The organism is Rhizobium sp. CF122, assembly GCF_000282035.1.
In the GTDB taxonomy this organism is placed as follows: domain Bacteria; phylum Pseudomonadota; class Alphaproteobacteria; order Rhizobiales; family Rhizobiaceae; genus Rhizobium.
Genome location: NZ_AKKA01000029.1, coordinates 1 through 10431 on the forward strand (window position 1 = coordinate 1; position 10431 = coordinate 10431).

Here is a 10431-nt window from a genome sequence, read left to right on the forward strand (position 1 = left end):
GTGGCAAACGTATTCGAAGTGGCGGCAACGTTGATATAAACAGGGCGGACCTCCGTGCAATCAGAAGCCGCTGATCAGTTCTACCTTCGAGCCGTCAGTGAAGCGCGAGAGTCGGAACGCGCTCGCGTCCACGACAGGCGCCCTGCCCGTGACGATATCAGCCATCAATCGTCCAGCTGCCGGCCCAATTCCGAAGCCATGCCCGGAAAACCCGGTAGCAATGTGGAAGCCGGGAATGGCGTCGACCGCCGAGATGACAGGCACGGCATCCGGCGTAACATCGATGTAGCCGCCCCAACGCTGCGCGATTTCCACCTTCTCGAACATCGGAAACGCCCTCTTCAGGCCTCCGAGTGCATCCTGCGTCAACTTCTTCGAGGGCACTGGATCGAGAACCCGGTGATACTCGAACGGACTTGCGTCATCCATCGACCAGCGCCGCGGAATACGCAACTCGTCGAAGTAGCGGCCAGCAAGGCGGAAGGAAAGCGACTTCCACTCCGACCTCAAGGCCGGCAGAAACGCTGAAGCATAGCGGAACGAGGCTGGCACGATATCGACGACGTTGTCGTGTCCGCAGGCGACGGTATAACCACCGTCCTGTCGCTTGCGGATCGCGAAATCCTTCGCCCAGATGGTCTGTTCCGGGCCACCCTCCAGCGGCTTTGTGCGCATCACGCTGTTCAGCACCTTGAGCTGCGGCAGGTCGATGCCGAACCGACCGGCAAACAGGCTGGACCAGGCCCCGCCAGCCAGAACCACAGCCTTGCAGGCGATCGCACCACGCTCCGTCACTACGCCGCTGACGGCGCCTGCCGCGGTCTCGATGCCGCGTACGGCGCATTCCGTCAGAATGGTCGCTCCCTTATCGCGCGCCGCTTCGGCGATCGCCGGTGCCGCCTTCTGCGGCTCCGCCCGGCCGTCAGCCGGAGTGTAGAGGGCTCCGGCGATGTCCAGCCTGGATCCGGGAACAGTCTCGGCGAATTCCCGCGCCGTCAGCATGCGGGATTCGATCTCGTAGCCGTCCAGATTGGTGCGCCAGCGTTCGTGGTCGGCCTGTTCCTTCTCGTTGGCGCAGATGAAGATGATGCCGGCGCGCTTGAATCCCGCATCGCGCCCCGTGCGCTTGTCGAGGCCATCCCAAATTCTCAGCGCCTCGGCCATCAGCGGCACCTCGCGCGGATCACGCATCGAAATCCGCACCCAGCCCCAGTTTCGGCTCGACTGTTCCTTTCCGATCCCGCCCTTCTCGCAGAGCGTGACGCGCAAGCCACGTTCGGCGAGCTCCAGCGCCGTAGAGCAACCGATAATGCCGCCGCCGATCACCACGACGTCGCACTCTTTCGGAAGTTCCTCGTCACCATGGACGGGAACGACATACGGACCGGGCATGAGGGATTGTCTCCTGGCAGGGCTTCAAGATCGTTCGACTATGGTAGCCCTACAACCCCGCCACGCGTTTAGAAACCCTGCCCACGCTTTTGTCAGATACCTGCCACTCTCAGGATGGCTTGAAGGCAAAGACATCGACGGGCTCGCCCAATCCCCTGAGGGGGAACGAGCCGAGGCTTTCCATGCCCTCCTCACACGTCGCCATCTCGACGAAGGCTCTGGAGAAGAGTACCGGACGCTTGATCTCCTTCGTCAAGCTTTCCAGGCGCGAGGCGACGTTGACCGCGGGTCCGATGACCGTAAAGTCGAGCCGCCGGCGCGAGCCGATGTTGCCATACATCACGTCCCCAACATGCACGCCGATGCCGTAGCGCAGGACCTCGCGACCATCACGCCCATTCTGCTCGTTCAGGGCGGCAACAGCGCCCGCTGCCTCCTTGATCGCCGCCAGCAGGTTCCTGCAGGCCATCGGATCGGCCAGCGGGAAGATCGCCAGCATGCCGTCGCCCATGAACTTGAGGATCTCGCCGCCATGTTTTTCGATCGGCTCCGACATCGCGTCGAAATAGCCGTTGAGCAAGTCGATCACGTCGTCGCGAGGCCACTGATCCGAGATCGTCGTGAAATCGCGCAGGTCACAGATCAGGATTGCCGCACCGACGGTCGTACCGCTACCGCGTGTCGTAGCCCCGGCAAGGATCTGTCCGCTGGCATGGGGACCAACGTAGGTTTCCAGCAAAGTCCGCGCGAGAATGTTTTTGATGCGAATCTCGGTGACAAGCGTCAAGGCAGGCAAAATGTCCTTGAGGAAGGCGATATGTTCCTCTGCAAAGCCGCCGGGCCGATCGCTGGAAAAGGTCGCAATATGCCGTTTGCCAAGCGTGTGTTCTATTGGCCAGGCGATATACTCTGTGAGCCCGTCACGTATCAGTTCGTCATAGAACTGATGGTGGCCGTCGCCGTCGCGCATCGTCTCGAGGTTTTTGCGGACTTCAGTCGCACCGCTGAAGATCTCGTTCACGGGGCTGTTGCGGAACTGCGGTGTGTTCTCGACACCGTAACCGAATGTGTCGATCTTGGCCTCGGCCAAACCGGTTTTCCAAAGAATACGTGCTCCGAGCCATTGCGGATGGAGCGTCCTGAAGTGCAACGATGCGCGCGCGACGGGTACACCCTCGTCCCGCAGCCGCTGGCACATTTGCACGAATATGTTGTCGATGAAGCGCTCGTCGCGCGTTTCAGTGACCAGCCAATCAATGATCTTTCGCCGACGCGAGGGCCACACGCCTTCGCTCTGGTCCATGAAATACAAAGGCACGTCGGAAAGGGATTGCATGGCTACGCTCCACAAACACAGTCGCTTCCCGATTGAGGGAAGACATTACTCATCCACTAGATGGTGCACGACACGTCAGATTGAAATAGCCGAGACCATCCGAGTATGATTCGTGCTGCTTTTAGCCGAGCATACGCCGGGTCTCTGCAATCGTCGCGGCGCTCGCCGCCAACGGCCGATATTCCAGCCCGATCGCACCACCGTAGCCATGTTCGGCGAGCCAATCGACGCGCCGCCTAAGGTCGATATCGCCGCTGCCCGGCTCGTTCCGTCCGGGATGATCGGCGATATGGATGTGGAAAACCCGGTCGATGTTGCCGCCAATCACCTCGGCCGTGTCCTCTCCCATGACGGCGGAATGATAGACATCGTAAACGATGCCGATCTCCGGACGGCTCGTCGCCTTTACGATCTCGATGCCTTCGACCGTTGAATGAAGGAAATAGCCAACGTGATCGATCAACGTGTTGAGTGGCTCGAGACCAAGGCGGACCCCGCTGCCCTCGAGAATCTCGCCAGCGGCGGTCAGGGTTTCGATCAGCGCCGCCTTCTGCTCTTCGCGAGACTTGCCGGGAAGGTCATCGCCCGCCTGCGCAATCAACGTGTGGGCACCAAGGCGCCTGGCCATTTCCACGGAACCTTTCAAGCCTTTCAGGAACGCGTCCTTATTGGCACGATCGGTAAGAGCAATCATCGGTTCTGCAACAAAACTACTGAGTTCTATACCGGTTTCCGTCAGCGCCCACTCGATGCTGCCGATATCCTTGTTCGTCCACTTCCAGAATTCGACGGCCTCCGCGCCATGTGCATGCGCAAGCCGGATCCTGTCCGCAAAGTTGTCGGCTTCGGCTGCGAACAGCCATTCGATGCAAGCGGAAAGTCTCATGGCGGCCTCGCTCAATCGGGAGCTTTTCTTCCTGACAATAGTCGAGCAGCGGCGACAGGCATATGGCAAAAACCTTCCATGCTCCGTTTCTGTCTTGACGTCATATTCAGCATTGCTAACGTGCAGGTGCGTATTAATCTCCCAACTACGCCCGTCATCATTGACGGGCGTATCTTTTCCGGCTCGACGTAGAAGACAGGATTTGCGGCAGAGGGACGATGGCTGCTGTGGGCGTATCGTTTGGCAAAGCAGGCATCGTAATGGTGGTAGCCGGCTTTCTGCTGGCGTTTCCACGGATGGCCCATTCCCAGCCGCCTGCCGCCACATCGCATCGCGTCTGCGTCTATTCGCTTGCGGTACCGAACTCCGGCGAGCGCCTTTGCATCACACGCGAAACATATGGCCGCGATCTCTGCGTCGCGATCGATCACTTCGCGCGGGAAAACCACCTACCGCCGGAATATTTCGCCCGCCTGATCTGGCGGGAGAGCCGCTTCAGGGCGGGCGCCATCAGCCCCAAGGGCGCGCAGGGTATCGCACAGTTCATGCCCCATACGGCCAGGCTGCGCGGCTTGAGGGACAGTTTCGATGTCCTCGAATCCCTCAAGGAATCAGCACGATATCTCGACGAGCTGCGAACACGCTTTGGCAATCTCGGCCTTGCGGCCGCAGCCTACAATGCCGGCGAGCAGGGACTTGCAGACTATCTCGATAAAGGCCTGCTGCCCTTCGAGACGCGCAGCTACGTCCTTGCCATTACTGCGAATACGATCGAACAATGGAAGAACAACCCTCCTGATGAGGCCGCGCAATTTCTGACCTCGGACAAGCCCTTCATCGATGGCTGCATCGAGCTTGCCAGCAAGCGCCGGCTGACCGAAACCGCCTCGGTTCAACAGGGGCCGTGGGCACCGTGGGGCGCGCAGCTTGCGGCACATAACAACGACGCAGCCGCCCTTCGCCTGTTTTCGGCGGTCGCACGTCAGCTTCCGGCATCGCTCGCGGGTGAAGAGCCGGTCATCGTACGCGTGCGTGACCGCAGCTTCGGCTTCAGGCCGCGCTACGCAGCCCGTATCGGCAGGCAGACACGCGCCGAAGCCGACAAGGTCTGCGTGACCGTCCGCGCCGCCGGAGCGGCCTGTACCGTTTTTCGAAATTGAGACAGTTTCGAATATTGCAGCGAAGACTTTTCTAGCGCAGCCATGAACATTGGCGCGAGTTGTGCGTTTCCCCCGCGGGAGGAAAGGCCATGCACAGCACATCAAACAGACAGATCAGAAATCCGGGGCCGCGGGGTCGGAGTATCGTCAACCAAGGCAGACGCACCGGCGCCGATTCCGCAGAAGAGCGCAAGCTGCACAAACTCCTCAAACGCCACGCCCCTGAACAAGATATTCAGCCGAGTGGCATCAGTAAGCCACCGAAACTTCGATAGCGGCCGCCGAACCGAAAGTATCAGTCGGTCAGGAAATCCGGGGCAGTCTGCTGATAGGTCAACTTGAGTGTTCCATCAGGCTGGACCACGTATTTCTCGAACGTGCGGTAACCCCATTTTCCCAGGAACGTGTTCTTGATCACCGTTCCAGGTGGGTATGGTGAGTACGCGACGCGTCCATAGGTCAGGCTTCCGGGTATGGGCTCAAGCGGCGGCACAGTTGTGTTGCAGCCGGCAAGCGCCATTGCAACGAGTATCGCGGCATATCTCACGGTTTCCTCCTATGCCGTCCCTTAAAAAGCTGGCCGCATGAGAATGCGGCCGGCTTTATGCACGATCGCCGAGCGATTGCCGGCGAGACACTGTTAGCCTTGCGGCGTCAACGTCATGGACGTTCCGGTAGCAGCAACATTGATGCCGAGCTGGCCGGTGACGCTCAGTGTCTGCAATTGGACCGAGCCGCTAGTGCCGCCAACGAGGATGTTGGCACCGACACCAGCAACAAGCGTCGCTTCAGCCGATGCGCCTTGATAGAGGCCACCCAGCGAACCGCGATGGTATCCCGTGGTCGGTGCAAACACCGCCCATACGATCCGGCCGCGCGTGGTGAACCCGACATCGACGCCCAACTTACGGATCGCGCCGGTGTATCGATCCTGCGCCTCGCTACCCGAGGTCGGGCTGAAGACGCAATCAATCGATTTTGCCGAACCGAGGACGTAACCGACACCACCACCGACATCGCAAGTAAGTATCCCGATCTTGACCCCGTCACGCACGTCGGCCTCGGGCGCTTGGTAGGTGGTCGCCAAATCGGCCGCGACAACGCTTGAGGCCAAGGCTTGCATCAGGGATGCGGCAGCAACAACGGTTGCGATCTTCTTCATCATTTTCTCCTTGTATTGCACGGCGATAGATAGCGTATCGCTGCGGTTTACCAATGCCGTTGATGCATGGCTGCCCTTCGTATCTTGCAGCCTAAATGAAGCTATTCGGGAAGCATCCGCGCCGTCGCGACCGGCACGACACTGCCTACCTGGTCGCCAAAACAGCGCGATCACGGCGAAGCACAAAGGCGTCGCCGTGATCCGTGTGCTCAGACCGTGAGGTAGTCCGAGCTAGTTGAGGTTTTCGAACTGAGCCATGTTCTGCTGGGTCACGAGCTGGAACGGGATCCAGACCTCGCGATCCAGTTTCTCGCCTCTCACGGCCTTTAAGGCTGCGTCAATCGATCCCTTGCCCTGCCCCTTCGCGTCCTGGAAGACGGTGACCTTCAGGTCTCCAACCTTCATTGCCTGCAGGGCCTCAGGCGTGGCGTCGATGCCGGCGACGAGAATCTTGTCGGTCGACGCACCTGAATTCTTGAGTGCGGCAATGGCACCCAGCGCCATTTCGTCATTGTTGGCGATGACCGCATCAAATTCGAGACCCGAGGTCAGCCAATTCGAGACCAGATCGGCACCGTTGACGCGGCTCCAGCTTCCGACTTGCTCCTGAACCACGTTAAGGCCGCTGCATTCGGGCGTCTTGATAACGTCATGCACATCCTGCGTCCGCTGACGGGCGGCCTGGCTGGTCAGATCACCAATCATGATAACGACATTTCCCTTGCCGCCGAGCATCCGACAGACTTCCTTCGTCTGCAGCGTCCCGGATTCGACTTCGTTGGAACCAACGAAGGCCTGCTGCTTGCCGAGCGTCGACAGATCAGTTGGCTGCACGTTCACGTAGATGAGCGGAATGCCGGCCTCTTCGGCAACCTTGCTGAGCGCGGGAGTGCCATCGGAATCGACAGGATCCACGATGATCGCCGACACGCCGCTGCTCGCAAAGTTGCGAACCTGATCCAGCTGCTTGTTGACGTCAGTCGTTGCATCTTCGATCTGCAATTCCACGCCGATCGACTTGGCGTAGGCGTCCATACCGTTGACGATCAGCGTCTGGAAGTTGTTCGACAGCGTTCCCATTGAAACGCCAATGCGTTCGGCGGCATGAGCTTGAGTTGCAAGCACCAGTGCGAGCGCGCTGGCGCTCAAGAGTTTAAACATGTTCTCCTCCCAGAGATGGTGCGGCACCCGATGTCCGCATCAAGACGGTAGCTGCGCCCGCTTCCCTCGTCCGCGAAAATTGTGATGAAAAAACCTCATCTTGAGAGGTTCGCCGGCATCTATGAAAGCAAGAGCCCGGCGTATCGCCGGGCTCTAAGCTCAGGAGGATGATTGATCTCTCAACTTGCCTGCTGCTGTCCGCGCGCCTTCTTTTCCTGGCGCCGGCGCGCCTGCTCCATGAACCGCTTGTCCATCCGCTCCTGCGCCTCAGCCGAGCCGTCGTGGAAGGTGCCGAACCACTTGTCGAGCGGGATCACACCGTCAGCGTAGTTGCACTCGAAGTACTTATGATGGAGGTAGTGGTCGTAGGCGTGGGTGTCGATCGCGCTGTCCTCGCCGAAGACGATCTTGTCGAAGCCGGCATGACCGGGGGCTGGAGCAAGCCCCGCATGCACCAGGTGAAACATCGCATGGACGGGGTTGGACGGCACGATCCAATGGATCACCACGCCCGAGAAATAAAGCAGATGCTCGACGGGATGCATGGCCAGGCCGGACCAGGGGCCGGGATTGACGTTGTTGTGATGCAGCTTGTGGACGGCATGGTAGAGCGGCGGCCAGTGGATCAGACGATGCACGAGGTAGAAATGGAGGTCCCGAAACGTCGGAATAAGAAGCATGATGATGCCGCAGTAGACCGGATGATCCGCAAACGAGACGTAGGGGATAATGCCGTTCGCAAATGCCCAGAGCGTGACCGCCTCGAAGGCGGTCCAGATCGGGACCGCGCTAGCGAAGGTCCAGATCACGTTGTCGATGGTCTGATTTCCGAAGAGAAACGCGTCGTTGCCGACCGACGGCCATTTGGCATTGTACTTGAAGTTCGTTCCCTGCTTGCGCTGCATATAGAGGCGCAAATGGAACATTCCGAAAAACATGAACACGAGCGCCGCATTGCGCACCAGGAGATAGGCGATCCAGCCGATGGAGAAGGTCTTCGTCGTTTCGAACGACGGCGTCGCGTATAGCCAGAGCACCGTCCCGACGACGGCATAGAGGACGTTCCAGGGCATTAGATATCCCGGATAGCCAAAGACCCACTTCAGAAATCGGATCGGCTGAACCGGCCAAACGAAGACAGGTGGGTAGGTGAGCAGTTTGGACGGCGCCCAATCGCCCCTTTTGTTGCGCTTTCCATAAAGTGTATCGTCCATTGCCACTCCTCCGCATCGATTAGCTCTGAAAATACCGAAGCAGTCGGCGGGAGCCCACACATTGCTTGAGGTGTTTTCCTCATTTTGCAACTGTGCTCATATGCTGCCGCTGACCGATAGTCTCGGCAGGAGGAGCCAAACATGTCCAAAGTGACTCTGAAGGACGTCGCCCGAGAGGCGAAGCTCGGACTGGCGACCGTCGAACGTGTCATCAATGGCCGCGGTGGCGTCACGGAGAAGACCATCGAGAAGGTCATCCGGGCAGCAAAGAAGCTCGAATACGGGACACGCCAGTCGCATTTCAACCGCGGCGCAATCCGCATTGAGGTCATCCTCGTTCGCCCCGAAACGAGCTTCTTCGCCCGGCTGAATCAGGCCTTCGAACGGATCGCCGCGTCGCTCGACAAAAATGTCATTCTGCACCGGACCTTCGTCAAGGAGAGCGATCCTGTTGGCATGGCGCGTCACGTTGCCAATCCGGCGTTCCGGCGCTCCGGGCTGATCATATGCGCACCCGACGATCCGAGGGTCAGCGCAAGTCTCCGCAAGGTAAGCGCGGCCGGCGTGGAAGTGGTTCAGATCGTTGCCCGTTGCGATCCCGATATTCCGTTCGTCGGCATTGACGACTACGCAGCCGGTCGTTGTGCCGCCTACTACATGACCGGCATGCTTGGTTCCCGCGGCGGAAGGCTGGTTGCCCTCTGTCATAGCGGTGCCTACGCAAATCACCGCCAGCGCATCAAAGGATTTTCCGACTACATCGCCGAGAAAGGTTCTCCGGAGCATTCCTTCTCGCTTGTCATGTTCGGCCATGACGACGATCTTCAATCGGCTGAACTCTTGAGCGAAGCGCTTCGCCACAACCCTGAGATCATCGGCGTCTATTCGGCAGGTGGCGGCGACGAAGGCGTGGCGATCGTCCTGCAGCAGTGGGCTAAGCAGAAAGATGTCTTTTGGGTCGGCCACGAGCTGACGGACAAGAAGAAGCGCCATTTGCAGTCCGGTCTCATGGACATATGCATCGACCAGACGCCCGAGGTTCAGGCGCGCCGGGCCGTCGACATGATCCTGCACAAGCTCGACATTGTCAGAGCCGAGATCATAACCGATCCCGTGCGCTTCATGACGATCAATGCCCAGAACGTGTAACCGCTTTGCATTTGATCAAAACACCTCAACGAACGCCTCGCCACGACCGCAATTTCATGCTGTTTAGCCCTCAACTGAACTTGTGGAGGCGCTGATGCAATCCCTATCCGTCTTCCAGTCGCTTTGGGCTATGGAACGTCGCAGCGCCATCCAGCCTGAACTCTCGCTTGAAGAAAGCATCGAGCAGATCGCAGAAGCCGGCTTTGATGGGGTGAGCGCCCATTGGTACGACCGGAACTACGTCAGGCGCTTGCACTCGCTCCTGAAGCCGCACGGCTTGAAGGCTGAAGGCCAATGCTTTCCGAAGAGTGTGGATGACCTGAAGCCGGTGCTGGAGAACGTTGCCGAATACGGTGTTGCCCATATCTGTCTGCAACCCGACGTCCGGCTTCGCCGCGTCGAGGACTGTCTTCCGCTACTCGAGGGCTGGCAGCGACTGAGCGAGGAAGCGAAGATTCCGGTTTATGTCGAGACCCATCGCGACCGGATGACGACCGACCTCTTCTTCACCCTCGACCTCTTGGATCAACTTCCCAGTCTCCGGTTGCTCGGCGATCTGTCGCACTTTCTTGTCGGGCGCGAATTTGCCTGGCCGGTATCGGCCGAGAACCATGGCATGATCCATCGCATCCTAGACAGTTCGTGGTCCTTCCACGGACGTGTCGCCTCGCGAGAACAGGTGCAAATAGAGATCTCGTTCCCTCACCACCAGCCGTGGGTCGATCTCTTCATGGACTGGTGGGAGTATGGCTTTCGGAGCTGGCGACGCCGGGCTGGCCCCAATGATACGCTCGCCTTCACCTGTGAACTCGGCCCAAAGCCCTACGCCATCACCGGCCGCGACGGGCAGGACACTACCGACCGGTGGGAGGAAGCACTGCTGCTGAAACAGCGCGTGAAGGAACTCTGGGCACGCACCGCCTGACAATTGATCGCAAACAACAATCTGGGAGGAATTCGACATGGACGTT

10 protein-coding genes are annotated in these 10431 nt (G+C 59.3%); 3 read left to right on the forward strand and 7 right to left on the reverse strand.

Features of this window, described 5'->3' with window-relative positions:
- Window positions 1-60 precede the first annotated feature (60 nt).
- The 3 genes from PMI09_RS07840 to PMI09_RS07850 form a co-directional block, all read right to left on the reverse strand.
- Window positions 61-1392, reverse strand: a complete 1332-nt coding sequence (locus PMI09_RS07840; protein WP_007790754.1) for an NAD(P)/FAD-dependent oxidoreductase — start codon at window positions 1390-1392, stop codon at window positions 61-63.
- Window positions 1393-1501: 109 nt separating this feature from the next.
- On the reverse strand, window positions 1502-2728 hold the full coding sequence (locus tag PMI09_RS07845; RefSeq protein WP_007790756.1) for an adenylate/guanylate cyclase domain-containing protein: 1227 nt from the start codon (window positions 2726-2728) through the stop codon (window positions 1502-1504).
- Between the two features lie 121 nt (window positions 2729-2849).
- Window positions 2850-3614 (reverse strand): TIM barrel protein, encoded by a 765-nt coding sequence (locus PMI09_RS07850; protein WP_007790758.1) that lies wholly within the window; start codon window positions 3612-3614, stop codon window positions 2850-2852.
- Between the two features lie 218 nt (window positions 3615-3832).
- Here PMI09_RS07850 and PMI09_RS07855 point away from each other — a divergent pair, with 218 nt between their 5' ends.
- Window positions 3833-4774 carry a lytic transglycosylase domain-containing protein gene (locus tag PMI09_RS07855; RefSeq protein WP_007790761.1) on the forward strand — a complete coding sequence of 314 codons (942 nt, stop codon included), beginning with the start codon at window positions 3833-3835 and terminating at the stop codon, window positions 4772-4774.
- 295 nt (window positions 4775-5069) lie between these two features.
- On the opposite strand, the gene PMI09_RS07860 is transcribed toward PMI09_RS07855, so the two are convergent.
- The 4 genes from PMI09_RS07860 to PMI09_RS07875 all read right to left on the reverse strand — a co-directional run bounded on the left by PMI09_RS07860 (window position 5070) and on the right by PMI09_RS07875 (window position 8311).
- Window positions 5070-5294, reverse strand: a complete 225-nt coding sequence (locus PMI09_RS07860; protein ID WP_081499032.1) for a hypothetical protein — start codon at window positions 5292-5294, stop codon at window positions 5070-5072.
- A gap of 120 nt (window positions 5295-5414) precedes the next feature.
- A complete protein-coding gene (locus PMI09_RS07865; RefSeq protein WP_007790769.1) occupies window positions 5415-5936 on the reverse strand; it encodes a DUF992 domain-containing protein in 522 nt (173 codons plus the stop codon).
- Between the two features lie 231 nt (window positions 5937-6167).
- Window positions 6168-7097 (reverse strand): sugar ABC transporter substrate-binding protein, encoded by a 930-nt coding sequence (locus PMI09_RS07870; RefSeq protein ID WP_007790771.1) that lies wholly within the window; start codon window positions 7095-7097, stop codon window positions 6168-6170.
- Window positions 7098-7276: 179 nt separating this feature from the next.
- Window positions 7277-8311: a sterol desaturase family protein gene (locus PMI09_RS07875; protein WP_007790774.1), complete on the reverse strand. Its 1035-nt coding sequence runs from the start codon at window positions 8309-8311 to the stop codon at window positions 7277-7279.
- A gap of 141 nt (window positions 8312-8452) precedes the next feature.
- On the opposite strand from PMI09_RS07875, the gene PMI09_RS07880 reads away from it, so the two are divergent.
- Window positions 8453-9460: a LacI family DNA-binding transcriptional regulator gene (locus PMI09_RS07880; protein WP_007790778.1), complete on the forward strand. Its 1008-nt coding sequence runs from the start codon at window positions 8453-8455 to the stop codon at window positions 9458-9460.
- A gap of 94 nt (window positions 9461-9554) precedes the next feature.
- Complete coding sequence (locus PMI09_RS07885; RefSeq protein ID WP_007790781.1) at window positions 9555-10385, forward strand: sugar phosphate isomerase/epimerase family protein; 831 nt, start codon at window positions 9555-9557, stop codon at window positions 10383-10385.
- The last annotated feature ends 46 nt before the right edge of the window (window positions 10386-10431 follow it).